The organism is Moraxella sp. ZY200743 (assembly GCF_050885545.1).
Classification (GTDB): domain Bacteria; phylum Pseudomonadota; class Gammaproteobacteria; order Pseudomonadales; family Moraxellaceae; genus Moraxella; species Moraxella haemolytica.
In genome coordinates this window covers 759,588-785,544 of record NZ_CP091313.1, presented here as the reverse complement: position 1 = coordinate 785,544, position 25,957 = coordinate 759,588, and the positions used below count along the sequence as shown (strand labels likewise).

23 protein-coding genes, 1 tRNA gene, 1 other RNA gene and 1 pseudogene are annotated in these 25,957 nt (G+C 42.5%); 12 read left to right on the top strand and 14 right to left on the bottom strand.

All coding sequences use genetic code 11. The features are described 5' to 3' along the window. Position 1 precedes the first annotated feature (1 nt). From L3D27_RS03750 to L3D27_RS03730, 5 genes are all read left to right on the top strand, one after another. The gene (locus L3D27_RS03750; RefSeq protein ID WP_284674298.1) at positions 2-940 is read left to right on the top strand and encodes a segregation and condensation protein A; all 939 of its coding nucleotides are present in this window, start codon (positions 2-4) and stop codon (positions 938-940) included. A gap of 85 nt (positions 941-1,025) precedes the next feature. Then, positions 1,026-1,655 carry an SMC-Scp complex subunit ScpB gene (gene scpB / locus L3D27_RS03745; protein WP_432481584.1) on the top strand — a complete coding sequence of 210 codons (630 nt, stop codon included), beginning with the start codon at positions 1,026-1,028 and terminating at the stop codon, positions 1,653-1,655. A gap of 143 nt (positions 1,656-1,798) precedes the next feature. Then, the gene (gene rluB, locus L3D27_RS03740) at positions 1,799-2,824 is read left to right on the top strand and encodes a 23S rRNA pseudouridine(2605) synthase RluB (protein ID WP_373627581.1); all 1,026 of its coding nucleotides are present in this window, start codon (positions 1,799-1,801) and stop codon (positions 2,822-2,824) included. Between the two features lie 42 nt (positions 2,825-2,866). After that, the gene (locus L3D27_RS03735) at positions 2,867-3,412 is read left to right on the top strand and encodes an acyl-CoA thioesterase (RefSeq protein WP_284674295.1); all 546 of its coding nucleotides are present in this window, start codon (positions 2,867-2,869) and stop codon (positions 3,410-3,412) included. 404 nt (positions 3,413-3,816) lie between these two features. Further along, positions 3,817-5,649 carry a phosphoenolpyruvate carboxykinase (GTP) gene (locus L3D27_RS03730; RefSeq protein WP_432481583.1) on the top strand — a complete coding sequence of 611 codons (1,833 nt, stop codon included), beginning with the start codon at positions 3,817-3,819 and terminating at the stop codon, positions 5,647-5,649. 249 nt (positions 5,650-5,898) lie between these two features. Here the strand turns inward: L3D27_RS03730 and rclC are convergent, their stop codons facing one another. The 4 genes and pseudogenes from rclC to L3D27_RS03710 all read right to left on the bottom strand — a co-directional run bounded on the left by rclC (position 5,899) and on the right by L3D27_RS03710 (position 10,141). Continuing rightward, the gene (gene rclC, locus L3D27_RS03725) at positions 5,899-6,507 is read right to left on the bottom strand and encodes a reactive chlorine resistance membrane protein RclC (protein WP_432481582.1); all 609 of its coding nucleotides are present in this window, start codon (positions 6,505-6,507) and stop codon (positions 5,899-5,901) included. Positions 6,508-6,956: 449 nt separating this feature from the next. After that, a complete protein-coding gene (locus L3D27_RS03720; RefSeq protein WP_432481581.1) occupies positions 6,957-7,292 on the bottom strand; it encodes an ATP-binding protein in 336 nt (111 codons plus the stop codon). A gap of 199 nt (positions 7,293-7,491) precedes the next feature. Further along, a pseudogene (locus tag L3D27_RS03715) lies at positions 7,492-8,184 on the bottom strand (acyl-CoA dehydrogenase family protein); the annotation flags it as partial. 136 nt (positions 8,185-8,320) lie between these two features. After that, complete coding sequence (locus L3D27_RS03710; protein WP_432481580.1) at positions 8,321-10,141, bottom strand: acyl-CoA dehydrogenase C-terminal domain-containing protein; 1,821 nt, start codon at positions 10,139-10,141, stop codon at positions 8,321-8,323. Between the two features lie 304 nt (positions 10,142-10,445). Between L3D27_RS03710 and truD the strand changes: the two genes are divergently transcribed. Together truD and L3D27_RS03700 are read left to right on the top strand one after the other, a co-directional pair. Beyond that, on the top strand, positions 10,446-11,537 hold the full coding sequence (gene truD, locus L3D27_RS03705; RefSeq protein WP_432481579.1) for a tRNA pseudouridine(13) synthase TruD: 1,092 nt from the start codon (positions 10,446-10,448) through the stop codon (positions 11,535-11,537). Between the two features lie 105 nt (positions 11,538-11,642). Further along, entirely contained in the window at positions 11,643-12,437 is a 795-nt protein-coding gene (locus L3D27_RS03700; protein ID WP_284674291.1) for a M15 family metallopeptidase, read from the top strand. Positions 12,438-12,497: 60 nt separating this feature from the next. Here L3D27_RS03700 and folD read toward each other — a convergent pair whose 3' ends face one another. The 7 genes from folD to argC all read right to left on the bottom strand — a co-directional run bounded on the left by folD (position 12,498) and on the right by argC (position 21,234). After that, positions 12,498-13,352 carry a bifunctional methylenetetrahydrofolate dehydrogenase/methenyltetrahydrofolate cyclohydrolase FolD gene (folD, locus tag L3D27_RS03695; protein WP_432481578.1) on the bottom strand — a complete coding sequence of 285 codons (855 nt, stop codon included), beginning with the start codon at positions 13,350-13,352 and terminating at the stop codon, positions 12,498-12,500. Positions 13,353-13,404: 52 nt separating this feature from the next. Next, positions 13,405-15,729: an ATP-dependent Clp protease ATP-binding subunit ClpA gene (clpA, locus tag L3D27_RS03690; protein ID WP_432481577.1), complete on the bottom strand. Its 2,325-nt coding sequence runs from the start codon at positions 15,727-15,729 to the stop codon at positions 13,405-13,407. Between the two features lie 132 nt (positions 15,730-15,861). Continuing rightward, positions 15,862-16,224, bottom strand: a complete 363-nt coding sequence (locus L3D27_RS03685) for an ATP-dependent Clp protease adaptor ClpS (protein WP_432481576.1) — start codon at positions 16,222-16,224, stop codon at positions 15,862-15,864. Between the two features lie 70 nt (positions 16,225-16,294). Then, complete coding sequence (locus L3D27_RS03680; protein WP_432481575.1) at positions 16,295-17,077, bottom strand: hypothetical protein; 783 nt, start codon at positions 17,075-17,077, stop codon at positions 16,295-16,297. A gap of 133 nt (positions 17,078-17,210) precedes the next feature. Then, positions 17,211-19,481 carry a heavy metal translocating P-type ATPase gene (locus tag L3D27_RS03675; RefSeq protein ID WP_432481574.1) on the bottom strand — a complete coding sequence of 757 codons (2,271 nt, stop codon included), beginning with the start codon at positions 19,479-19,481 and terminating at the stop codon, positions 17,211-17,213. Between the two features lie 418 nt (positions 19,482-19,899). Further along, positions 19,900-20,112, bottom strand: a complete 213-nt coding sequence (locus L3D27_RS03670; RefSeq protein ID WP_284674285.1) for a heavy-metal-associated domain-containing protein — start codon at positions 20,110-20,112, stop codon at positions 19,900-19,902. Positions 20,113-20,163: 51 nt separating this feature from the next. Next, the gene (gene argC / locus L3D27_RS03665; protein ID WP_432481573.1) at positions 20,164-21,234 is read right to left on the bottom strand and encodes an N-acetyl-gamma-glutamyl-phosphate reductase; all 1,071 of its coding nucleotides are present in this window, start codon (positions 21,232-21,234) and stop codon (positions 20,164-20,166) included. A 295-nt stretch (positions 21,235-21,529) separates the two neighbouring features. Between argC and folE the strand changes: the two genes are divergently transcribed. The 5 genes from folE to ybeY all read left to right on the top strand — a co-directional run bounded on the left by folE (position 21,530) and on the right by ybeY (position 24,382). After that, positions 21,530-22,135 (top strand): GTP cyclohydrolase I FolE, encoded by a 606-nt coding sequence (gene folE, locus L3D27_RS03660; RefSeq protein WP_284674572.1) that lies wholly within the window; start codon positions 21,530-21,532, stop codon positions 22,133-22,135. Between the two features lie 125 nt (positions 22,136-22,260). Further along, positions 22,261-22,455: non-coding RNA, 6S RNA (gene ssrS, locus L3D27_RS03655), on the top strand. A 112-nt stretch (positions 22,456-22,567) separates the two neighbouring features. Next, positions 22,568-22,643: transfer RNA gene (locus tag L3D27_RS03650), tRNA-Asn, on the top strand. A gap of 148 nt (positions 22,644-22,791) precedes the next feature. Further along, positions 22,792-23,859: a PhoH family protein gene (locus L3D27_RS03645; protein WP_373627559.1), complete on the top strand. Its 1,068-nt coding sequence runs from the start codon at positions 22,792-22,794 to the stop codon at positions 23,857-23,859. A gap of 94 nt (positions 23,860-23,953) precedes the next feature. Next, positions 23,954-24,382: an rRNA maturation RNase YbeY gene (gene ybeY / locus L3D27_RS03640; protein WP_373627608.1), complete on the top strand. Its 429-nt coding sequence runs from the start codon at positions 23,954-23,956 to the stop codon at positions 24,380-24,382. Positions 24,383-24,471: 89 nt separating this feature from the next. On the opposite strand, the gene pyrF is transcribed toward ybeY, so the two are convergent. From pyrF to L3D27_RS03625, 3 genes are read right to left on the bottom strand one after another with little or no spacing between them, the layout of a single operon-like run. Further along, the gene (gene pyrF / locus L3D27_RS03635; protein ID WP_432481572.1) at positions 24,472-25,170 is read right to left on the bottom strand and encodes an orotidine-5'-phosphate decarboxylase; all 699 of its coding nucleotides are present in this window, start codon (positions 25,168-25,170) and stop codon (positions 24,472-24,474) included. Between the two features lie 9 nt (positions 25,171-25,179). Further along, a complete protein-coding gene (locus L3D27_RS03630) occupies positions 25,180-25,545 on the bottom strand; it encodes a LapA family protein (protein ID WP_432481571.1) in 366 nt (121 codons plus the stop codon). 38 nt (positions 25,546-25,583) lie between these two features. Then, positions 25,584-25,892 (bottom strand): HU family DNA-binding protein, encoded by a 309-nt coding sequence (locus L3D27_RS03625; protein WP_284674279.1) that lies wholly within the window; start codon positions 25,890-25,892, stop codon positions 25,584-25,586. Positions 25,893-25,957 lie beyond the last annotated feature (65 nt).

Genomic DNA, 25,957 nt, shown 5'->3' with positions numbered 1-25,957 from the left:
CATGACAAATAGCACAACCCATAGCACCGAGACTGGCACCAATCAAGATACCAACACGATTCGTATCTTTGATACACCTGTTGAAAGCCTACCTGAAGACCTGTACATTCCACCACAGGCGTTTGCTATTTGGCTTGAGCAATTTGCAGGTCCGCTTGATTTTTTATTGTATCTGGTCAAAAAAAATAACTTTGATTTGACCGAAACAGCCATTTTACCCATTACCGAGCAGTATCTTAGCTATATCAAAGACTTAGATGAAGAATATTTTGAACTGGCAGGCGATTATTTGCTAATGGCAAGTACACTCATCGCCATCAAAAGCGAACTACTACTGCCACAGCCCGATATTGTTGATGATGAACTAAGTCCCAAAGCAAGGCTGATTAGAAAGCTAGAAGAATATGCCCAAATCAAAGAAGCTGCCAAACGACTAGACGGTTTAATTCGTCTTGAAAGAGATGTATTTTTAGCATGGACAAGCCTGCCTAGTGTTCAGGCAATGCGTGCTGAGCTACCAAAATATTCGCCCAATATTTTGATCAATAGTCTAGTCAATATGCACATTAAGACTGACCATCAGATACATACGGTCGCTACCGACCCTGTGCCGTTGCCTGAACGCATAGCTGACATCAGCCAAACCATGAGCAAACAAGGCAAAGCAACTTTTAAAGAACTTCTTAATCCCACTCAAGGCAAACTGGGCGTGGTGGTAAGTTTTGTGGCAATATTAGAACTGATAAAACGAGGTTTGATTGGCTTTGGTGAGGTGATGATCTCCAACGACATCAAGGCAGATGATTTATTTATCAATCCTGCACCAAAAAAACAAAAACAATCAGCATCGCTAAACGACCAATCATCAGCCAAGCAAGCAGTTGATGTTGAGCATATCGCATATGCCATTGATGAACAGACCTTATATTGGCTACACTAGGTATCATCTCACCATCAATCAGATAAGCCAATCAACACCCAAAACCGAACCCACCCATAACCGCCAATACAAACAAATAAAACATATGGAACAATCAATCAGTCCCACACCTTTAAACATCGCAGATGACAAACCGCTTGACGAACGCCAAGCCCTGCTTGAAGAACATGCCACCGCCGAGGCTTTGAGTCGCTACATTGAAGTTTTACTGCACGCCAGTGAAACCCCTTTAACCGACAATGACCTAAAAAAGCACCTATCTATGAGTCATAACGAACTGCAGATGGCACTTATTATCCTAAAAGAGCGACTCTCAGGCAGTGTACTGGCACTAGGCAAAACCGCCAGTGGCTATCGCCTACAGATTAAGGATAGCTACGCAAGACTTATTCAGCAGATTTTCCCCGAGCGACTTGAAACGCTAAGCCAAGCCCTACTTGAAACCTTAAGCGTCATCGCTTACAAACAGCCTGTTACTCGTGGGGACATCGAACAGGTGCGTGGCGTTACCATCTCTAGTAATATCCTAAGACAACTGTTTGATAAGGGTTGGATTGTAGAAAAAGGTCATAAAGACACACTGGGAAAACCCGCCCTACTGCACACCACGCCTGCTTTTTTGGACGCGTTTGGTCTAAATAGTCTTGATGAGTTACCACCACTGCCCGAATTGCCAAACCTAAAACCCAATGATACACACTCAAGCCCCCCATAACCAATCATCATGCTTGCTTAATCATAAAACAGCTGATAAAAAGTTACTATTTGTATTTTTAACTTGCCAAATCTACATCAACCCTTTATCATAAAATCTTTTAACATTGTGAAATGTTATTTTCCAACCACAGGAACATCATCATGAACGACATGACCAGCATCACCGACACACAAGAGTCCACCCAATCTCGTCCAGAAGGCGAAAAACTCCAAAAATTACTCGCTCGCATGGGTCTAGGCTCACGGCGTGGTCTAGAAGACATCATCAAGGCGGGGCGTGTCTCCATCAATGGGCAAATCGCGACTCTAGGCGACCGTGCCACCACCACTGATGAGATTCGTGTTGATGGGCGACTTGTACGCATCAAAGCAGAAAGAGAAAAACGCCGCCGTGTCATCGCTTATTATAAACCTGAAGGCGAGATTTCGTCCGCATCCGACCCAGAAGGTCGCCCTACCGTCTTTGATCGTCTGCCCAAATTGACAGGTGATAGATGGGTCATGGTCGGTCGTCTAGACATTAATTCATCAGGGCTACTGCTATTTACCAACGATGGCGAATTGGCTCATCGGCTCATGCACCCATCAAGCGAGATAACTCGTGAGTATGCGGTGCGTGTGCTAGGCGAGGTAACCCCAACAATTGCCCAGAATTTAACTCGTGGCGTTGAACTTGAAGATGGCATGGCAAAGTTTGATGACATCAAAGAAGGTGGCGGTGCTGGCGTTAATAAGTGGTATCATGTCAAAATCAAAGAAGGTCGTAAGCGTGAAGTGCGTCGTATGTTCGAATCCCAAGAACTTAAAGTCTCACGCCTGATTCGTACTCGCTACGGCACTGTGCTACTACCAAAAGAGCTGCGTACAGGGCGATTTATTGAGCTTGACGCCAAAGAAATCGGCAAACTCATCGAAACGGTCGGTCTACGCCCTCGCATTGGTACAGGCTTAAACACTGCCACCAAAGAAAAACAAGCTCGCATTCATAAAAAACCACTAAAATCTCGTGAGATTCGCCGTCAAAAGCACGAAAGACATGAACGAGAAGAAGAACGCCGCAACCGTATGAACGGCAAATCTACCCATAAAGGCAGATCGCAATCAAAAGAGCGTACCGAAAAATCAAATTCGCCCAACCTAAAAAACGCCAAGTTTTATCAGGTTTGACAAGTTTGATGACAACAAATAGCTCATCGCAAGGAAGTTATCATGTATCCGTTTTTACGCTTAACCAAAACAATCATCAAAAGCTCGCTTAGTCTCAAACAAGGAGATGGCTTAAGTTTGACTGATATCAGCGAATATCATTTCACCGCCAATGTGAATGACATTGATAATTTTCTTGAGATGAACAATGGACGGATTTTTACGCTATTTGACTTAGGTCGTACTGATTTTGCCATTCGTACAGGACTTGGGGCAAAGCTCATCAAAAATCGCTGGGGCTTGGTGGTGGCGGGCAGTACCATTCAGTATCGCAAGCGAATTCGTGCTTTTGATAAGGTTACAATGAAAACTCGTATTTGTGCGATTGATGAACGCTGGTTTTATATTGAGCAGACGATGTGGGTCAAGGGTAAATGCACCTGCCATGCTTTATTGCGTACTGCGGTTACAAATTTTAAATCTGGCAAAACCCTACCCACCAAAGAAGTCTTGGACAGCCTAGGCTACACCGACATCAATCTGCCACCCGATGAATGGGTGCAGGCGTGGATTGAAACAGACAGACTGCGTCCTTATCCAAGTGAGTAGCTTTATATGACAGATTTTATCACAGTCTCATGCAATAATAGATGCAATCTATTGGGTAGAATTTAATTGCGTCTCATTAATCAAATAAACATACACTAAATGCAATACCAACAACCACTTATTACCACAAAGCAAGCCAAAGTATAACAAGGCAACCAATATATAAAATCCAAAAATATGACCATTTATTTTATAAATATTTATTATCAATTGTATCAAAATATGTTTTAATACACAAAAAAAGCAAAGACTGCACAATTATAAATCTTTGCATAATATATGACAGACTGTCAAGTAACCAATATTGACAGCCTTCCCATCATCACGAAATAAGTAATGATGCTATTGTTTTTAAGTTCTTTTAAATAGGTTTTACTTTCATTTTTTATGATTGAGATAATCGCATGACCACAACAATTACCGCACCAGACTTTGTCCGACACCAAGCCCTAATAAATTGGGTTGCCAAAATCGCAACTCTCACCAAGCCCGCTCGCATTGAATGGTGCGATGGCTCAGAAGAAGAGTATAACCGCCTAATCAATCTGATGATTGACAATGGCACCATGATTAAGCTCAATGAAGAAAAGCACCCAAATTCTTATTTGGCATTTTCCGACCCTTCTGATGTGGCTCGTGTAGAAGACCGCACTTTTATCTGCTCAGAACAAGAGATTGATGCTGGTGCAACCAATAATTGGAAAGCCCCGAGCGAGATGCGTGCCATCTTAAATGAAAAATTTGATGGTTGCATGGCAGGTCGCACCATGTATGTTGTGCCGTTTAGCATGGGTCCTTTGGGTAGCCATATCGCCCACATTGGTGTTGAACTGACCGACAGCCCTTATGTCGTAACGAGCATGCGTAAAATGGCTCGTATGGGCAAAGCAGTTTATGATGCACTTGGCGAATCAGGCGATTTTGTGCCTTGCGTTCACTCTGTGGGTGCACCACTGACAGCAGGTCAAAAAGATGTGGCATGGCCTTGTAATGATGACAAATACATCGTCCACTTCCCAGAAACTCGTGAAATCTGGTCTTATGGTTCAGGCTATGGTGGCAACGCCCTACTTGGCAAAAAATGCCTAGCACTTCGCATTGCATCTGTCATGGGTCGTGAGCAAGGTTGGTTGGCTGAGCACATGCTTATCTTGGGTGTAACCAATCCGCAAGGCAAAAAACATTATATCGCTGCAGCATTCCCATCGGCCTGTGGTAAAACTAATTTTGCCATGTTGATTCCACCGGCAGGCTATGAAGGCTGGAAAGTTGAAACTGTTGGCGATGACATCGCTTGGATTAAACCATCAGCTGACGGCAAACTATACGCCATCAATCCAGAAGCAGGCTTCTTTGGTGTCGCTCCTGGTACAAATACCAAAACAAACTCCAACTGTATGAGTACATTGCATTCCGATGTTATTTATACCAATGTCGCCATGACAGAAGATGGTGAAGCATGGTGGGAAGGCAAAACCAAAGAAACACCAGAAAATCTCATCAACTGGAAGCGAGAAAAACATGACGGTAGTGAAAAAGCATCACATGCCAACGCTCGCTTTACTGTATCGGCAGCTCAATGCCCTTCCATCGACCCACAATGGGAAAACCCTGAAGGTGTGCCAATTTCTGCATTCATCTTTGGTGGTCGTCGTGCCGACACTGTGCCATTAGTATCTGAAGCCTTTGACTGGGTAGATGGCGTGTATAAAGCCGCCACCATGGGTTCTGAAACCACTGCCGCCGCCACAGGTGCACAAGGTGTGGTACGCCGTGATCCATTTGCAATGTTGCCATTTGCAGGCTATAACATGGCTGATTATTTTACCAACTGGCTAGAAATGGGTGAAAAACTAGAACAACTAACCCAAGCTCATGGCACGCAACTACCCAAAATGTTTAAGGTGAACTGGTTCCGCCGTGATGCCGATGGCAACTTCGTATGGCCTGGCTTTGGACAGAATATGCGTGTACTAGAATGGATTATTAACCGTTGTGAAGGCAGTGCCAATGCTGTTCATACGCCGATTGGTCTTGTTCCAACTTATAATGACATCAATTGGGCAGAATCTGATTTTAGCGAACAGGAATTTGATTTGTTAACCAGTCAAGATAAAGATGCTTGGATAAAAGAACTGGCAGATCACAAAGTCTTGTTTGAAAAACTAGGCGAGCGTATGCCACAAACCCTAATTGACCATCAAGCTAAGTTGGTTAATAACATACAAAATACTTAATATAATATAAACAGTAACATAGCACCCTAATCATGATTAGGGTGTTTTTATATCACTATTATTAACGATTATCAAATCATTAATAATAGTACGATTTTTTTTGATTAAATATTGAGAATGAAACTTGCAAAATCACACAAGAAATTATAAATCCAGCAAAAAGGGCTTTTATAAAAAGCCCTTAAAAATACACTTGATTTAATATATTTGATACTACAATAAATAATTACTAAATGCTATTTTTTCAAATTAAGTAAATTTATTCTGATTGCGTAAAATAGCTTTGGCGGAATCAACCATTGCTACAAAACCTGCTGCTGTCATCATAGCATCTTTTAAAACCAGACGCCCTGCTCCTGATAAATATGGAAATCCTGTGTGGGCATCTTCACCATGCACCCAAATTTCTGGCGTGAAAATCAAGAAAGTATAAGTTACAAATGGTGTTAAAAAACAGAGTGTCGCACCAACCAACCCAACTCTAGGCGAAATATAGTGTGATAGCAACAGTAATGCAAAGGCAATCTCAACAACACCGAGCCCATTAGAATAACCATAAGTATTATTCATTTCATGCCAAGCACGGTTTACTTCATTTAGCACACCCTCACCATTCATGTACTGTAGATAATTGGCAGGATCATTATACAACCAGCTCATAAAAGGACTATTGGCAACAAATGGCACAATGCTATCAGCTTCATAAGGAATGAATTTTAGCCAACCAATCCATAAAAACACAATAGCAATAGAGATACGGCACAAATGCACACCGATGTGTTCAGAACGAGCTACTTTTTCAACAAAACTTTGATAGGCATCATATAAACTCATGACAGTCTCCAACTTAGCGTCCATACACAATCCAATTGCATTACCAAATCAGTATAGCCACCGCTAAGAACCATGGCACGCAGTCCCTAGCTTGATTTTTATTGTATACCTATTGAATTCTATATTCAATATTTATATTTACTTATAAAGTTTTTTCATATGTAATTAGTTTTGCTGTATATATTGTTTTATTATCAATTATAATTCAAATGTGTCTTTATGAAACAAACTAATACAAACAACAAGTTAATTCTTCAGCAAATCTAAACCACCCAAACAATTTATTGCAAAATCCACGCCCTTCTGACCACCTATTCCAGTCTAAAATGGACACCAATTCCAATTTAAGATGGCCAGTCATTCCGATAAATGCTGGTCATTTGCTGTTTATATGATTGTTATTTGGATAAATCTAACTGATCATATAAGTCATTTTTTTCGCATAGGCTCCCTGTTAATGCAATAGGATATACTCAGAGTGAATGATGCGTATCAGCAATGGTTGCCTCAGGAAATAATCCATGCCAAGCTGCGACAGGGTATTGGCTGGTTATCAGCAGACCGCCAACGCTGGATTGCTTATCAATAATATCAAGCAATACAGGACATATCTGCGGTAGTAATTCACCAATGCCAAAGTCATCAATGATTAACAAATCCACATTGCAGTATTTTTGCTTAACCTTGGCGATACTGCCATGTTGCTCGCCATCATAAAACCAAGCGATTGGGTGCGGTTCAAGAACGATTAAACACGGCCTTATTTGAATTGAGCAAGGTGCCAATGGTGCGACAGCTATCGCCTGCACGCATCGCTTATGATTTGGGCTATGAAAGAGCTGATGAAGTGATTCGTTGGTTTGATGGTGATCTTGAACCTACCTTTGCCCAGCTTAAACAACTGGCGGGCTATCTAGGATGTGATACCGCTTGGTTGATGTTTGATGAGGGTTGCTCTTACCCCATTAAAAACAAAGACTTTAGTAATTTAAACACCGTCGAAGCCATGATCGAGTTTTGTTTTGAGCCGGCAGGGGAATCAGGTGTTTTTGCAAGCACTAGATGGATAATATTATCCGCCAAATCATGCTCACCACCTGTGATAAAAATCTTCGTCCCCATGATGTTATAAGAGCCATCAGCATTCGGTACGGCACGGGTCTTAATGATACCCAAGTCTGTTCCTGCGTGTGCTTCAGTTAGGCACATCGTCCCTGACCATTCACCTGTATAGAGCTTAGGCAAATAAGTTGCCTTTTGTTCATCACTACCTCCAGCCTGCAAGCACAGACTCGCCCCAACGGTCAAGTTTGGATATAAAGCAAAGGACTGGTTCGCCGAGAACATCATCTCTTCGGTGAGCATACTGACCATCTTTGGCATACCCTGCCCACCAAATTCAGGCGAACCACCCAAGCCAATCCAGCCCATCTCGCTGTACGCACGAAATGCTTCTTTAAAGCCTGTTGGGGTGGCAACCTTACCATCACCTAGATATGTTGCACCCTCTTCATCGCCTGACTGATTCAGTGGCAGTAGTACCTCACGACTAAATTTTGCCATCTCCTCTAAAATCATATCCACCGTATCGCCATCCATATGCGACAATGCCAGTGTATTTTTCCATAAATTTGGTGCGTCAAAGACTTCGTTTAGCGTAAAACGCATTTCGTCCAAAGGTGCGGTATAGGTCAAAGTCATCACTAACTCCTTTTATATTCTGAATGCAATAAGACAGTTTTATCAAAACATATTTTGACCATCAGGTCAAGATAAAAGTGGTTTGCTAACTGCTGGCTCAATTAAGCCACCATCAATCGGTTTTAATTTAGCCATTTTAAAAAGCAAACTGCTCACTTGTCATCGCCATCAAAGTCGTATGGCTACTATTGATGCGTGCAACATGAACAAAAGTGCGTGGCATGAGCTTGGCAAAATAAAACTCTGCCGTTTTTACTTTGGCATCATAAAAACCATATTCGCCTTGCAAAGACTTGTCCACATCCAAACTTGCATTCATCTCATCAAGCTTGGCATAAGCCACTACTGCCATTCTTGCCCATAAGTAGCCTAGCGTTACATAACCACTAAAAAATAGATAATCTACCGCTGCTGCACCCACAGCATCGAGATTCTGCGTGCCTTGCATGCCGATGCGTACGGTGATATCGCCCCACTGCCTATTTAATTTGGCAAGCTGACCAATCATCTGCCCCATACGGTCATCATCTTGATTTTCTTTGCAGAACTGATGGATGATTTTGGTGAAGTTTGTCAACAACCTACCTTGTGAACCTAGCACCTTGCGTACCAAATCTAAGGATTGAATCTCTGTTGTTCCCTCATACAAACAAGCAATGCGAGTATCACGCAGATTTTGTTCCATACCCCATTCACTGATATAGCCATGACCGCCATAGACTTGCACACCCAAATTGGCTGATTCAAGCCCTGTCTCCGTCAAGAATGCTTTGGCAATCGGTGTTAATAATGACAGCATTTCATCAGCAAATTTAGCCTCCGCTCCATCAGCCTTTGCCACAATATCAACAAACCAAGATAGATAGTATACCAAAGCCCTACCCCCTTCACTGAACGCTTTTTGAGTCAGTAGCATATTTCTGACCGCAGGATGATGAATGATGCTATCGGCAGGCTTATTAGGTTCTTTTGCTCCAGAAATCGAACGCATGGCAGTGCGGTCTTTGGCATATTTTAGTGAACCTTGAAAGGCAAATTCTGATGCTGCCAAGCCCTGAATTGCCGTGCCAATGCGTGCAACATTCATAAAGGTAAACATACAGTTAAGACCACGATTCTTTGGTCCAATCAGATAACCAGTCGCCCCATCAAAATTCATCACACAAGTTGCTGATGCTTTGATGCCCATTTTATGTTCAATAGAGCCACACGCCACGCCATTACGCTCGCCCAGCGTTCCATCGCCATTAACCAAGAATTTTGGCACAATAAATAGCGAAATCCCTTTCGTACCAGCAGGGGCGTCAGGTAAGCGTGCCAAAACAATGTGAATGATATTCTCAGTAAGGTCATGCTCACCTGCCGAAATAAAGATTTTTTGTCCTGTAATGGCATAGCTACCATCAGCATTCGGCACAGCACGAGTCTTAATAATGCCCAAGTCCGAACCTGCGTGTGCTTCGGTTAGGCACATTGTCCCTGACCAGACACCTGTATTCATCTTCTCTAGATAAGTTGCTTTTTGTTCATCAGTGCCATGATGTTCAATGGTCTGTATCGCCCCATGCGACAAACCCGGATACATCGCAAATGACCAGTTTGCTGCACCCATGATCTCACTGACCGCACTTGACAGTGAAGTTGGTAACCCAAGACCACCAAAGTCTGGGTCAGCGTTTAATGCTGCAAAACCAAGCTCACAATACTGCTCATAAGCCTCTTTAAAACCTGTCGGCGTTATTACCGCACCATCTTTAAAGGCACAGCCCTCAATATCGCCTGTGCGGTTGAGCGGAGATAGTACCGACTGAGCAAAGTCCGCCGCCGCCTCAAGATAGCTATTAATCGTATCAATGTCTAGCTCACAATAATCAGGAATGTTGGCGTAGTGGGCTTGTGAGTCTAACAGTTCGTGCATCACAAACTTCATATCACGAATCGGTGCGATATATTGCATAATCCATCTCCATAGAAAATAATATCAAACAATCACATGACTAACTGTAAAATAAAGCAACCATTCCTGCAATGCCCTGAAAAAGACTGAGCAGTCATTTTAAATGCTTGTCATTATTTTGGTTATTGGTTAAAACCCACTAGCACCATTTAGATTCATTCGCTGTTTTTATTGGCAATTACATTGTCTTTTTTAATTAGGTCAATTAAGCAAATACGCCAAATATCCGAATAAAGTTTGAGAAAAACCCAAAAACATGGTTTAATACCGTCTATTGACCAACTACTCAGATTAGCCATCCATCATGTCCATACATTCGCCGTCCATTACCGCCACACTAAAACAAACGCCCGCTGATTTTATCGTTACCGAACAGCTAACCTTAGATTTTGATGGTGTGGGTGAGCATTTATGGGTATATGTCAAGAAAATCAATCTCAACACCACTTTTGTTGCACGCCTGCTATCAAACTGGGCAAACATCCCTAGTCGTGATGTGGGGTATTCAGGATTAAAAGACCGTCATGCCAAAACCTACCAATGGTTTAGTCTGCGTTTACCCACCAAAACCCTACCTGATGGCAATTTTGATGATTTTATTAAAGACAAGCTCCACGCCAATGAAGCAGTACACATCATAAAATCAGCTTGGCATGGTCGCAAGCTCAATCGTGGCACACACAAGAACAATCACTTTTGCATCACTTTAAAAAACATTAAAGGCGATCAATTCGCCATCAATGCACGACTAGAACATCTCTTGCAACATGGCGTACCAAACTATTTTGGCGAACAACGGTTTGGTAATGGTGGTGAAAACATCACCAAAGCGATTGCTTTTTTTGAACAGTTACTAAACAGCGATAAACCCTACAAACCTCATAAAAAAGACCTAGAACGCCATAGCTTGCTTATTTCATCGGCTCGTAGCCATCTATTTAATGAGATTTTGGCTACTCGTGTGGCAGATGACAGTTGGGACAAACCCTTAACGGGAGAAGTGTTCAATCTTGATGGCACAGGTTCAATTTTTACTGCAGACATTGATGACACAATCATTAAACGGCTACAAATACATGACATACACCCCACCATCGCCTTATATGGCGTAGGCGATAATAAAGCCAGTCAAGATGCACTTGCCACTGAAAATCATATTTTTCATGATGACAAATACCGCACACTTGTTCAAGGCTTAGAAAAAGTAGGCATCAAGATGGCTCGCCGTGCCACTCGCCTTTTGGTGCATGAGTTAGTATGGCAATGGCAAGATGATACGACTTTGGTGGTTGAATTCACCCTACCTAAAGGTACATTTGCCACAGTGGTGCTATCAGCCTTTATTGATGTGCTAAGCGAGCCAAATCACCCAAGCATTCTTAGCGAGCAATCTTAATGGACGGTCATTTGGCAACCACGCACATTGTATACCCAACCTATCGCATCTACAGATTAAATCCGTATAATATATCTATCACACAGTCTGATTTGAATTAAGCATATGTTCATTAAAAAAACCACACAGCTAACACGCCTATCTTTAATCATGCTAACAACACTAATGGCCACGCAGGCACAGGCGTTAGATATTACAGATGATAAAACCATTCAAGCAATCTTAGCACAATTAAACACCCAAGATAGCCTAGCATATACCCATTCTCAAGAAAACACGATTGACACACCACCTAAGCCCATCTGCTCACCAGATGCCCTAAAAGTCAATATTGAGCATTTTGCTTATGATGAAGTGATTGCTGAATATCTGGTATGGAGTGGTTATGGCGACCAAGAGCATGAGAACAAACTCATTCATAAAGATGTCAAAGAACCACTACAAACATTGGTTAAGGCTGCCGCTAAAGATAAAGTAGCCCTATACCCAAGCTCTATTTTTCGCTCAGTGCGTGCCCAAGATGCCATCATCAAGCGTAAGCTTCGTCAAAAACAGCCCATTGAGACCATCTATCACACTTCCTCACCTGCAGGATATTCCGAACATCACACAGGATATGCGGTAGATTTTGCTCCGATTGATGAGAAATTCACCAAGACCAAAGGCTATCAATGGCTACTTGATCATGCCCATAAATACGGTTGGGAACAGACATTCACCAAAGAGTATTCCGAAAAAAGCGGTGTATCAGAAGAATCATGGCACTGGCGATATATTGGTGATGAGCATGGACAAAGCCTATTTGCACCACGATATTGTCAGCCCTATGAACATCTAGCAGAACCCACCTTTGACGACAACACAGAACAAGAATCACAAAGCAATGATGGTAGCGGATAATGATTGGTTGATATGAAAAAACCGCTCAAAAGAACGGTTTAATTTTAAAAACAATCAATATCAGCAAATACCTGCTTCCTTCTCGGCAGCTTCTACCGTCTGACGAATTAAAGTGTTGATTGTCATTGGACCAACACCACCTGGAACAGGTGTGTAGGCTGCTACCACCGCTTGAATGCCATCAAGCTCAATGTCGCCACAACCGCCATCTGGCGTTGGATGGAATCCTGCGTCCACAACGATTGCCCCCTGCTTAATCCAGTCTTTTTTAATCAGCTCTGGCACACCCACCGCACCAACAACAATATCAGCATTACGAACATGCTCGGCAAGATTTTGGGTGCGTGAATGACATATGGTAACCGTGCAGTTAGCATTTAATAGCATCGCTGCCATTGGCTTACCCAAAATAGCACTGCGACCAATCACCACCGCATGCTTGCCTGACAGCTCAATATTATGATGAGTAAGCAGGTGCATGATGCCTTGTGGCGTACAAGAACCATAAGCTGACTCACCCATCGCCATGCGTCCATAGCCCAAACAAGTAACGCCATCAACATCTTTATCCAGACTAATACGGTCAAAACACGCACGCTCATCAATCTGTGATGGCACAGGGTGTTGCAACAAAATGCCATGAACATCAGGGTTGGCATTTAGCTCGTCAATCTTGGCAAGCAACTCTTCAGTGGTGGTATTCTTAGGCATTTCCACACGAATGCTATCCATGCCGATACGCTTGCAGGCGTTGCCTTTCATACGCACATAAGTCGCTGATGCTGGGTCATCGCCAACCAAAATGGTCGCCAAAATTGGTGTACGACCCGTCTTGTCTTTTAATGTCGCCACTCGTACCGATAGTTCATGCTCAACCGAGCTTGCCAACACCTTGCCATCTAAAATCTGTACCATAAAGCCTTCCTTTATTAAATAAAAATTAGCCAAAAACCATATCACCAACCGTCTAAACAGACAACTCTTGATGGGTGGATTGTACCACATCAAAGCGTAATTTTTCTAGCGGTGCGTCATCGGTTTTATTTGTCTCACCGACATTGTCTGCATGAATTGTTTCAAGTGAAATCTGCACTGTGCCACCCTGACTTAAATCACCAAATAAAATCATCTCTGCCAGCACTTTTTTGATTTCATTTTGGATAAGTCTTGCCATCGGGCGTGCACCCATAAGCCTATCATATCCATTTTTGGCAAGATACTGGCGTACTGCATCATCTACTTCTAGTACAACTTGCTTATCATTAAGCTGGGTTTGTAACTCGGCGATGAATTTATCCACCACAGAGATGATAACTTTCTCATCAAGCGGTGCAAAATTGACAATAGCGTCCAAGCGATTACGAAACTCAGGCGTAAAGGCACGCTTTAACGCTTCGCCATTATCACCGGTGTGGTCTTGATGTGTAAAACCCATAGACGCTCGGCTAATGCTTGTAGCACCAACATTGGTCGTCATGACCAAAACCACCTGCTTAAATGATACAACACGACCATTATTGTCCGTCAATGTGCCATGGTCCATGACTTGCAACAGCAGATTAAACACATCGGGATGCGCCTTTTCAATCTCATCAAGTAGTAGTACGGAATATGGGTGTTTATGGATTTTTTCGGTCAATAGCCCACCTTGGTCAAATCCCACATAACCTGGCGGCGAACCAATCAAGCGTGAAGCTGTATGAGATTCCATGTATTCACTCATATCAAAGCGTACAAGCTCCACCCCCAAGGCTAAGGCAAGCTGCTTACAGACTTCTGTCTTACCCACGCCTGTTGGACCTGAAAACATGAAGGCACCAATAGGCTTATCAACTGGTTTTAGTCCAGCCCGTGATAATTTGATGGCATCAACCAAGCCATCAATTGCTTCATCTTGCCCAAAAATAACATGTTTGAGATTATAAGCTAAATGTTTTAAACTTTCTTTATCGTCTTTTGAGACAGATTTTGGTGGTATGCGAGCAATTTTTGAAACCACCTCTTCAACCATCGCCACATCAATAACCGTGGGGCTATCCGCATTTATTCCATCATCTTTGGCAGTAAACCGAGTGCGTGCACCCACCTCATCCATCACATCAATCGCCTTGTCAGGCAAAAACCTATCTTGAATGTAGCGTGCTGATAAAGACACCGCCGCCTCGAGTGCCTCATCGGTATAATAAACATGATGATGCGACTCATATTTATCCTTTAAACCCTTTAAAATACCCAGTGCATCAGCTTGACTGGGTTCTGCTATATCAATACGCTGAAATCTACGAGATAATGCTTGGTCTTTTTCAAAGATTTGACGGTATTCATTAAAGGTTGTCGAACCAATACAACGAAGCTCACCATTTGACAAAGCAGGCTTGATAAGGTTGGACATATCCATCATGCTACTCATGGTTGAGCCTGCCCCAATCATGGTGTGAATCTCATCAATAAACAGCACTGCATCTTGCTCGCTATTTAGGGCGTGCAAGATGGCTTTTAGGCGGTCTTCAAAGTCGCCACGAAATTTCGTTCCCGCCACCAAAGACCCAATATCCAAGGCATAGATGATGGTGTTTTTTAGTGGTTTTGGTGCTTTATCATGGACGATAAGCCATGCCAAACCCTCTGCAATGGCAGTTTTACCCACACCTGCCTCCCCCACAAGCAAAGGATTATTTTTGCGGCGACGACACAGCACTTGGGCTGTACGCTCAATCTCTGCCTCACGACCAATCAGCGGGTCAATCTTTGCCGCTTTGGCTTTTTCGTTCAGATTGATGGTAAATGCTTGGATAGGATTTTTAATCTTGGTGGTTGTCTGTCTAGGCTTATTGTCAGCAGAATCAGCAGACTCTAACTCTTCTGACTGACCACGATGTGAGATATAACGAAGCACTCGCAGTTTACTGACATCATGTGTCGTTAGTAAATGTAGTGCTTGCGTGTCTTTTTCACCAAAAATCGCCACCAAAATATCCACACAATCAATCAAACGCTCTGTACCACTAGATTGCTGATGCCAGATGGCTCTTTGCAAGACTCGCTCACAGCTCTTGGTGGGTTTGGCAGTCAGCCTATCATCAGCTGTTTTTGGAATATAGTCCGCCAAATAAATCTTTAGAGCATCGCCAAGCTTATCAATATCCACACCAAAATCACCAAACATCTCCTGAATATTAGGACTGCTTAACAAACCAAGCAACAAATGCTCTACCGTAATAAACTCATGGCGATGATTTTTGGTATAACGCTCAATTTCTTGACGCACCAATTGAAAATCCGTACTAAACATCACTCTCCTGCCATATCTAATTTTTTACCCCAAGCTGCACAATTAGGCAAAGTTAGTAAGCCTGATTATTGCTGTTCGGGTATTACCAAAGGTTTTTGTTATCAATGGATTATTAAAACTCAAACTTCCATCTTAATTTTTTTCAAGTGTAGCTAAAAGCGGATACTCCAACGCTTCAGCCAATTCAGTTACTTGAGCGACTCGCATTTCAGCGATATCGTATGGCAAAACTGCCACCACCGCACGACCCTTCTCATGAACACAATACATCAGTTCCACCGCTTTATCCAGCGTATGCCCAAAGACATCAACCAAGACATGAACCACAAAATCCATTGTCGTATAATCATCATTATGTAAAACGACCGAATACAGCAGTGGCTCTAGGCGTTCGGTCGCCACATCCGTTATCTCATCTAAGGCGACATCAGAGTCCATATCAGAGGACATCCCTGATGGCTTCATTTGATGATTTTGATAGGAGAATATACTCATAAGTAAATCATTATTCATAATTAAGTGGTTGTTAATAATAGTCTTATACATACCCAACAAAAAGCCGAGCCTACGCCCGACCTTTGGTTAATTGCTTTTGATTGGTTTTTTTGTTTATGCTCCCCACCTCTGATAATGAAGTCGGTGCATCACCTATGATTTTACCAACCCGCCAATTATACAACTGCTGAATTTTTTGTTCACCTGCAATCAGCTCAAGTTTCATCTGGCGTGGCACAAAACCTTTTGGCATCACAAAACGCCCACGAATATTTGCCACACCATCAATCTGATAATTTGATGGCTCTAGCGGAATCTCCACCATACTGGTAGCATTAAGCAGTGTTAGGCGTGGTATCATACTCACCGCCCTACCTGATACATCAATCATGGCAACATCAAAGCGATATTCAAATATATTTTCAGGCAAAGCAACAATCTCAGACCCAATCACTTTTAACGCCACACCACCTTGTGCTGCCACCGATGATTTTAACAAATCATTGACTTGAGTAAGCTGTAGATTTTTAATTTCCAGATTGTTTTGCTCTGTATTTAAGCGTTCGATATTGTTAAGGCTAATGTCTCGCTCTTTGGTGATGGCATCAATCTGCTGTTTTAGGCGGATATTTTCAGCAGACAATGTACTTACATCTGTAGATTTTCCTGTCTCAATAGCAGCGTATTTAGCGGTGTATAGCCCTTGACGATGACCAAACCGATAACCAACAAACGCCACAACCAGCGATGTAAACACCAATGCCACCAAAAAGAGTGCTAAGATTTGTGCGGTAGAGCCCGCTTGACTCTTTGAGTGAATCGCTCTATGTTGTGATTGTAATGTTTTTGACATAATCTTTACAATAAACCAAACAAAATTTAGTTATTATAGCAAATATCTCATTAGACTTTTAACTATTTTATCAAAAAATCTAAAAGTTCACAAAAACACTTCGCTCTCATACAGCCCAAACCAGACTTGATTTCTAAGTCTTATTTAATTTCAATCGCTTTAGACGCAAAGCATTGGCAAGCACCGAGATAGAGCTCAACGCCATTGCCGCCGCTGCAATAATTGGGTTAAGCAATCCCACACCTGCCAATACGATACCAATGGCATTATAAATAAAAGCAAAAAATAAGTTTTGCTTAATAATGGCAAGCGTAGCTTTTGCGATGACAACCGCATGATGGGCGTGCGTTACTGAGTCACCAATAATCTCAGCGGTAGCCGTGTGCTTGGCGATACTTGCCGCATCATGCACCGAGAAGCTCGCTCGAGCAGCTGCCATCGCTGGTGCATCATTCACACCATCACCCACCATCGCCACCTGTTTGCCTTGTTGTTGCAATTTGATGATTTCATCTGCCTTGTCTCGTGGTGACATTTTGCCATAGTGGTTATCAATACCAAGCTCACCTGCGATATGTGCCACCACACCATCGTGATCGCCACTCATCATGATGACATTGATGCCATCTTGTTGTAGATGATTGATGACAGTTTTGGCATGATCTTTTGGTTTATCAAGCAAAGCAAATACAGCCAAAACACGCCCATCAACCGATAAAGCAACCTGCGTGGCGATTTGCCAAATGTTATCAAAGAGATGATGGTTAGAGACGGATAAGGATGGCTCATCATCCATTAAGGTAGCGTGTGGATAGATGATGTTCGCTTTTTGCGACCGACTTAGCTCCTTAAAATCGCCATCAAAGCCCGCAAAACCCAGCGCTCCAACTTTAATCACACCCACGCCCGCCATTTCTCCCATCATGCCCTGTCCGACAATGGTGGTAGGATTATCAATCTCTTTTAGACTTAAGTTTTGCTGTAAAGCAGTGTTCACTAGTGTATTTGCTAGCGGATGATTGGCGTATTGCTCAAGGCTTGCTGTTAACATCAATACCTCATCGTAACTTGCACCATCAGCCAAATAAACCGCTGCAATGCTAGGCACGCCCACCGTCAGCGTACCTGTCTTATCAAAGACAACTGTATCAACTGCTCCTGCCGCCTCCAAACTTACTGCGTCCTTAAAACGCACCCCATGCCGTGCTGCTGTTCCCATGCCTGCCATGATGGCAGCAGGCGTGGCAAGCCCCAAAGCACAAGGACAAGCAATCACCAACACCGCCACCGCTCGCATCAATGCTTCATCAAACACGCCCAACATCAACCAATTGATCATAAAGACCAATATGGCAATCACCACCACGACAGGCACAAACACCGCTGTTACACGATCGGTCATTCTAGCAATACTGGCTTTTGTTCCTTGAGCTTCACCAAGTGCCAAGATGGTATCACCCAAAGCGGTATGTTCACCCAACTTTGATACTCGGTATTCAAAACCACCATCTAGCACAATACTTCCTGCTAGCACTGTATCACCCACTTTTTTAAAGATGGGCTGACTCTCCCCTGTCAAGTGTGCCACATCCACCAGGCCCTCGCCCAGTATCATCTCGCCATCAGCAGCGATGCGATCACCCATACGAGCTAGCAGAATATCATTCTCATTGACAAGTGCCATCTTGGTCGTAACCCATCGCTCACCTTGTCGCACAGGGACGGTAGTTGGCACCAAGCTCATCAGCATAGAGATACTATCTAGGCTTTGTTGCTTGGTGCGTAGCTCTAGGTATTTACCCAGACTGACAAACGCCATCACCATCACCGATGCCTCAAAATAAACTTGATGATGAGACTGTTGCCCCATACTTAGCCATAGATAGGTTGAATACGCCCAAATCGCTGTCGTGCCTAAGGCTACTAGCGTATCCATATTGGCAAGACCGCCACGAAGCGACGCCCACGCCCCCATATAAAACCGCCAACCAAAGCCAAACTGTACCACACTTGCCAACAAAAACTGCATCCATACAGGTATCATCAGCGAATGACTGCCCACCATCATGCCGACCATACCCACCCAAAAAGGCAAAGACAGCCCCCACAATAACACCAAGTACCAAGGAAAATCTGACGCATTGTCAGCCTGTTTACTTGCTCGGTTATGCTCATTATCAATCAGCTTACCCTCAAACCCCCCTTTCTTAATCCATGACAACACTTCTTGAGCATCTGCCTGATGATGGGTGATACTGAGTGTCTCAGTGGCAAAATTCACCTGTGCTGACACCACAGCAGGATTTTTATGTAATACCTTCTCTAGGCGGTTGGCACAGGCTTGGCAAGTCATGCCTAAGATGGCGTATCTTTGCTTAATGGGATCTTGGGTGGGTGTACTCATGCTTTTACCTATTATCTTTTTGTCTGCCATATTAATCTTACATGGGTACAAATAAAGAATATTCAACGATACTTTTAGATAGATACCGAATTTAGGCACAGCCGTTCTAGCATCATGCATACTGCAAGCAATCTTAATGCTCTTTAGATGATCGCATTGTATATCCCAATAAACCCAAACCACCCAATAAAAAAACCGAAAAAATCACTTTTTTCGGTTTTTTATCCATTTCATCAAGTGTGACCAACTTCTGCATTTGTACAAAAATAAAAAGTCATATATTTTTCAATGAAGCTAGCAGGATTTATGGTTATTTGACTAGCACTTTTTTAATAAAAGGGATATGAAAAATATGTTTTATTTATTTGTCATGCAAAAACAGTGATTGAGTCTCCACGACGCCTGAAGGTCTTACACACTAAGTGGTGCTAAATCCCATCTCTTCAATGGTCTCTATGATTTGACTCTCATCAATCAGCTCATCATCATAAGTAACAACCGCCTGTTCAAGTGGCAAACTTACCTCGACTGCCTGCACACCTGCAAGCTCAACCAATGCATTATTGACCGAAGTTTTACAGCCACCACAAGTCATTCCAAAAACCTTTAAGGTCAAAGTTTCAATACTCACTTTTTCTCTCCAAAATAGTACTTTATATTTTCAAATACAGCTTAAATTACTTTATGGTGTTACAGGCACAACTTCCAAACCCAGTTTTTCATCTAGCCCAAACATGATATTCATGTTTTGTACTGCTTGCCCTGCTGCACCCTTAACCAGATTGTCCTGTACCACCATAATTGTCAAGATATCTCCATCTTGATGAATGCCAATTTTTAAAAAATTAGATGCACGAGTATGGCGAGTCTGTGGAAGCACCTGTTTTGGCAATACATCAACAAAAAACTCATCTTTAAATCTTGATTCAAACACCGCCTGCCAATCGACTTGCTGTCCTGCCTTGGTTAAGGTCAGATGAATAGTGCTAAACATACCACGAATCATCGGCACTAAGTGCGGTACAAAGCGAATTTTATGGTTAAATATTGAACCAAGCAACCCATGAACCCCTTGTTCAATCTCTGGCAAATGACGATGACCTGACACGCCATACGCACTAAAATTATCCGAAGTCTCACTAAATATCAAGTTCAGCTTAGCACTACGCCCTGCACCAGAGATGCCAGATTTAGCATCAATGATGATATGCTCATCAATCAGTGGCGTACTTTGACGGTTTTGTTCTGCAATAATGGCAGCCAAACCCAAGATGGCAGTAGTCGGATAACAACCAGGATTACCGACAACTTGAGCGTCTTTAATTAAATGACGGTTAATCTCAGGCAGTCCATAAGCCGATTGTCTCAAAATCTCTTCACAGTCGTGCGTCATGTCATACCACCGCTGAAAAGCGGTCAAATCTTGCAAACGAAAATCCGCTGCCAAATCAATGATTTTTACCCCACGACTTGTTAATAACGGTGCCGACTTCATCGCAACCCCATGCGGTGTCGCAAAAAACACCACATCACATTCAGTTAGCTTCTCATCATCAGCATCGCTAAAGGCGATATCACAAATACCACGCAAATTCGGAAATAGTTCGCTTACCTGCCTACCTACCTCTGTGCGAGAAGTTAGCATGGCAATCATTATTAGCGGATGACAAGACAGCAGACGGATCAGCTCCACGCCTGTATAACCCGTACCACCGACAATACCCACTTTAATCTGCTTTTGTTGCTCTGACATACACCTCTCCACGCCAAAATTAGATATTAAAATACAAAAACACTACAAATTGTACCACCAATCCCCTTAACTGTGCCAGTCATTATCACAAAATAAGCAATTTACAAACCAACACAACCACATTTTTAGCGAATTTAAAACCGCTTTTTAACATTCACCATCAACTACAACCAAACCTTTTGCTAATTTTTAAAAATTTTTACTATTTTTTGCTATTTTGACTTGATAAAATCTGATTTTAAGTTAAGCTATATTGTTAATAATTTTCTCAAGCTCTCTTAAACCACATATGACCATGTCAAAATCCGATAACACCAACTTTATCCCCGATTATGAGCAGATCGCTCACCACTACGCCAATATCATCAAAGGTAGCGGCGAAGACCTAAGCAGAGAAGGACTCTTAGATACGCCCATGCGTGCAGCCAAGGCTTTTGGCCACCTAACTCGTGGTTACCATCAGTCGCTTAAGGTTGTTGCTAATGATGCCATCTTTGCATCAGACAATCCTGAGTTAGTGTTGGTGCAAAATATTGAATTTTATTCTTTGTGTGAGCATCATCTACTACCTTTTTATGGTGTAGCTCATGTCGGCTATCTGCCTAATGGCAAGGTACTTGGTCTATCCAAAGTAGCACGCATCGTTGATATGTATGCTCGTCGCTTACAAATTCAAGAAAATCTCACCAAGCAAGTTGCCATTGCCATTGAAGAATTAACAGGGTGTCGTGGCGTGGCGGTCGTGATGGATGCCAGTCATATGTGCATGATGATGCGTGGTGTCGGCAAGCAACAATCCACCACTCGCACGGTCAGCATGCTGGGCGAATTCACCACCAACAACCAAGCTCGTGGTGAATTTTTGGATGCCATTCCAAGACGAAGTCCTGCTTTTGGTTAATCCAACCATCACTTCATTTACCCATAAGAGACACTCTTATGGGTTTTTTATCCCAAAAAACCAACAACTTAACCACCAAATAAGCCAAAGCCAACTTGAAAATTAACCAAAAGATGTTATAATGACCCCCACTGAAGTGTTCGCCAGCAGAGCGTATTCCTGAGCCGATAATCTTACTTTAGGAACGCATGACTACTATTTTTTGTTGAGCAGGCCTGCATCTTTGCGATGTATCAGGAAGCCATAATAAATAGTGATGCCTTCCGCCTTGAACTTCACGGTTCATGGTAACCCCTTTGCAGCGGCACTTTGGTATTTTTATTGCTTATTTTTAATAAAAATACCAAAAAATTGATAAAAATTTCATTTTTTTATTGACAAGCATAAAAAACCTGTTATAATACGCACCATCTTAAGCGACTTGCTAGATATTCCCCAATAGCTCAGTCGGTAGAGCATCGGACTGTTAATCCGTGTGTCCCTGGTTCGAGCCCAGGTTGGGGAGCCATTTTCTGCTAGAAACAGCAACAAAAAAGCCTTTCAATACGAAAGGCTTTTTTGTTTTTTAGCTTGAAAATCTCTATACAAATCCTTATTATAACCACAGATGACCATCATCGCTTTTTATATTTTATGACAAAATTAAGGAAAAATTCTTGAGCATTACCCGTACGCTTACCCTAGCACTAGATACTAACGAGCTACGCAATTTAGCTGGCGAATACAACAAGCATCTAAAATACCTACAAGAACGCCTAGAAATCCAAATCATACAACGACAAAACAATTTCATCTTAACAGGTGATATTAACATGGTTGAGCGTGGTGAGTTCATTATTAACAAACTTGCTAAGATTGCCAACAATGACATCGATGGTGAAGAGTTGCATCTCATTATCCAATCAAGTCTGGCACGAGATGCTGTTAAATCAGACACCCAAAACAAAAAGCCTCTTTATGCCGACATTAGCCTAAGAACTCGCAAAGGTAAAATTACCCCTAGAGGCTACAATCAACAAGAATATGTCAAAAAAATCCTTATCTCCGATATCTCATTTGGCGTAGGTCCTGCTGGCACAGGTAAGACTTATCTGGCGGTGGCTTGTGCCGTAGATATGCTAGAGCGTGGGGAGATTGAGCGAATCTTACTTGTACGACCTGCTGTTGAAGCGGGCGAAAAATTAGGTTTTTTACCAGGCGATTTAACCCAAAAGATTGATCCTTATTTGCGTCCGCTATATGATGCCTTATATGAAATGCTTGGGTTTGAAAAAGTAGGCAAGCTACTTGAGCGACAAATCATTGAGGTAGCCCCCCTTGCTTATATGCGTGGTCGCACACTGAATAATAGCTTTGTGATTCTTGATGAAGCACAAAATACCACACCAGAGCAGATGAAGATGTTTCTTACCCGACTAGGTTTTGGCTCTCGTGCGGTAATTACAGGCGACATGACACAAGTGGATTTGCCCCGTGGGCACAAGTCGGGTCTCTCCCAAGCTTTGGATATTTTATCCAAGATTGATGAGATTCACATCACTCGCTTTGACAGCAAAGATGTGGTGCGTCATCATTTGGTACAAAAAATCGTTCAGGCCTATGACGCCTTTGATGATGAACAAGAAAGGCTTAAAGCTGAGCGTAAGGCTGCACAACTCACCAAAGAGCTTGCCAAAACCCAAGAAGTACAAAACCAAAATGATGCGGAACCTAATAATGGCTAAAACCCTGTTCTATATTGATTATCACGATGAAATCGACAGTCAACGCTATGATGAGAAATATATAAGTCAAGTCATAGACCACACACTATCTATCATGAGCGATAAACTCAATAAAGGCGTTTGTTTTGCTTACTTTGAGGATGCGATGGATTACTGGCGTCAATCCAAGACGCTAGACATCTACATTACTAACGCTATTGAAGGTAAAATGCTAAACTTGGAGGCTCGTGGCAAAGATTACGCCACGAATATCTTGTCTTATCCAAGCGAACTACCGCCTGATGTTTTTGAGATGATGGGTGAGATACCACTAGGCGAACTCATCATCTGCCATGATGTTGTGGTGCGTGAAGCAAATGAACAAAATAAAACTTTTAAATTCCACCTCACCCATCTCATTGTGCATGGTATTTTGCATTTATTAGGTTTTGATCATGAAATCAGCGATATGGATGCAGACGAGATGGAGGGTTTTGAGATTGAGATTTTGCAAGGATTGGGTATTAGTAACCCCTACGCCTAGCTTCTTAAGTTGCTGTTTAGTCATTAATTAAACACGAAACCAAAAAAGCAATCTTGTCGGATTGCTTTTTTATTTGAATAAGGCACGGCTTAAATAACCGACAACTCATCTACAATCAATTGTAATTTATCATTAGGACAATCCGCACCTGTGATAGAACGACCAATTACCAAATAATCCGATCCATAGCTCAAGGCTTCTTTTGGTGTGCAGATACGCTGCTGGTCGTCTTTAGCATCGCTAGCTAGGCGAATACCAGGGGTGATGAGTTTAAAATCATCACCCAAATGCTGCTTTAATAGGCGAGCTTCTTGAGCGGAACACACCACACCATCTAAACCGGCATTTTTGGTTAAGGTTGCTAATCGTAACACCTGTGAGGTCATATCCCCTGCGATGCCAAGCTCTGCCAATTCTTCATTCGCCATTGAGGTTAAGACCGTAACAGCAATCAGTAGCGTCTGATAGTCGCCTGCTTGTAGGCGTGATTTAGCAAGTGCCATTGCCCTTGAACCTGACATGGCGTGTACATTGACCATCCACACACCCAAGTCGGCAGCTGATAGCACCGCCTGAGCGATGGTATTGGGAATATCATGGAATTTTAAATCCAAAAAAATCTCAAAGCCACGCTGATGGAATTCTTGCACCACCTTTGGGCCACAAGCCGTAAAAAGTTCTTTGCCCACCTTTAGGCGACATAGCGTTGGATCTAAGGCATCTGCCAACATCAACGCCCCAGACAAGTCGTGTTTATCAACAGCGACAATAATAGGAGATTTAACCATGAGCTTAACTTATAGATTGGACGCCGGTGTGGTACTTGGTGCTGCATTCTCTATAATCACAGTATCCACAGGACGAATTTCAGCTTGTTGAGCCAGTTTAATATTTGCTTCAGTCAGCTGTGATTGGGCAAGTTTCAGCTCTTTTCTTAGACGGCTAATTTCCCATTTATTTTGAAGTACACGGAAAACAAGCAAAGCAAGCAACATTCCCAGAACAATACCAAGTGCAATTGTAACAACCAACAACAAACCAAGATTCATTGTCGGTACATGCGAGAACATCAAATTCACCGCAACTTCACTATTGTTCATCAGCACCAAGCCAATGGCATAAGCACAGACTGCTATCAAAAGAATAATCAAAATAATATGCATGGAACTTCTCTATTTAAAATAAAATGATATGCATGAAATCAGTCGTTAATTGCATCCACCGCTTCTCTTAATGCCTTGCCCGGCTTAAAATATGGCACGGCTTTCGCCTTAACAGCGACCGTCTCACCGGTACGAGGATTTCGGGCATTACGAGCATCTCGATGATGCAGACAAAAACTACCAAAGCCACGAACTTCTATGCGACCATCATGTGATAAGCTATCAACCATCAGACCGATAATTTCACGCACCGCTTCATCAACAATTGATTCTTCTATGCCATCGCATGCGGATGCTAAATTTGAGATTAGGTCAGATTTATTGATCACTTGCTGAGCTTGTTGCATATACCCCACCTTGGTTGATGGATCATCCATCAATTTACTTAACAAACATGCAATCTTTAGTAAGA

What these genes read in the sequence shown, in the direction of transcription:
- L3D27_RS03750 (WP_284674298.1), top strand. Translation starts at nt 2, where the DNA reads ATGACAAATAGCACAACCCATAGCACCGAGACTGGCACCAATCAAGAT.
- scpB (WP_432481584.1), top strand. Translation starts at nt 1,026, where the DNA reads ATGGAACAATCAATCAGTCCCACACCTTTAAACATCGCAGATGACAAA.
- rluB (WP_373627581.1), top strand. Translation starts at nt 1,799, where the DNA reads ATGAACGACATGACCAGCATCACCGACACACAAGAGTCCACCCAATCT.
- L3D27_RS03735 (WP_284674295.1), top strand. Translation starts at nt 2,867, where the DNA reads ATGTATCCGTTTTTACGCTTAACCAAAACAATCATCAAAAGCTCGCTT.
- L3D27_RS03730 (WP_432481583.1), top strand. Translation starts at nt 3,817, where the DNA reads ATGACCACAACAATTACCGCACCAGACTTTGTCCGACACCAAGCCCTA.
- rclC (WP_432481582.1), bottom strand. Translation starts at nt 6,507, where the DNA reads ATGGACGCTAAGTTGGAGACTGTCATGAGTTTATATGATGCCTATCAA.
- L3D27_RS03710 (WP_432481580.1), bottom strand. Translation starts at nt 10,141, where the DNA reads ATGCAATATATCGCACCGATTCGTGATATGAAGTTTGTGATGCACGAA.
- truD (WP_432481579.1), top strand. Translation starts at nt 10,446, where the DNA reads ATGTCCATACATTCGCCGTCCATTACCGCCACACTAAAACAAACGCCC.
- L3D27_RS03700 (WP_284674291.1), top strand. Translation starts at nt 11,643, where the DNA reads ATGTTCATTAAAAAAACCACACAGCTAACACGCCTATCTTTAATCATG.
- folD (WP_432481578.1), bottom strand. Translation starts at nt 13,352, where the DNA reads ATGGTACAGATTTTAGATGGCAAGGTGTTGGCAAGCTCGGTTGAGCAT.
- clpA (WP_432481577.1), bottom strand. Translation starts at nt 15,729, where the DNA reads ATGTTTAGTACGGATTTTCAATTGGTGCGTCAAGAAATTGAGCGTTAT.
- L3D27_RS03685 (WP_432481576.1), bottom strand. Translation starts at nt 16,224, where the DNA reads ATGAGTATATTCTCCTATCAAAATCATCAAATGAAGCCATCAGGGATG.
- L3D27_RS03680 (WP_432481575.1), bottom strand. Translation starts at nt 17,077, where the DNA reads ATGTCAAAAACATTACAATCACAACATAGAGCGATTCACTCAAAGAGT.
- L3D27_RS03675 (WP_432481574.1), bottom strand. Translation starts at nt 19,481, where the DNA reads ATGAGTACACCCACCCAAGATCCCATTAAGCAAAGATACGCCATCTTA.
- argC (WP_432481573.1), bottom strand. Translation starts at nt 21,234, where the DNA reads ATGTCAGAGCAACAAAAGCAGATTAAAGTGGGTATTGTCGGTGGTACG.
- folE (WP_284674572.1), top strand. Translation starts at nt 21,530, where the DNA reads ATGTCAAAATCCGATAACACCAACTTTATCCCCGATTATGAGCAGATC.
- ybeY (WP_373627608.1), top strand. Translation starts at nt 23,954, where the DNA reads ATGAGCGATAAACTCAATAAAGGCGTTTGTTTTGCTTACTTTGAGGAT.
- pyrF (WP_432481572.1), bottom strand. Translation starts at nt 25,170, where the DNA reads ATGGTTAAATCTCCTATTATTGTCGCTGTTGATAAACACGACTTGTCT.
- L3D27_RS03630 (WP_432481571.1), bottom strand. Translation starts at nt 25,545, where the DNA reads ATGCATATTATTTTGATTATTCTTTTGATAGCAGTCTGTGCTTATGCC.
- L3D27_RS03625 (WP_284674279.1), bottom strand. Translation starts at nt 25,892, where the DNA reads ATGCAACAAGCTCAGCAAGTGATCAATAAATCTGACCTAATCTCAAAT.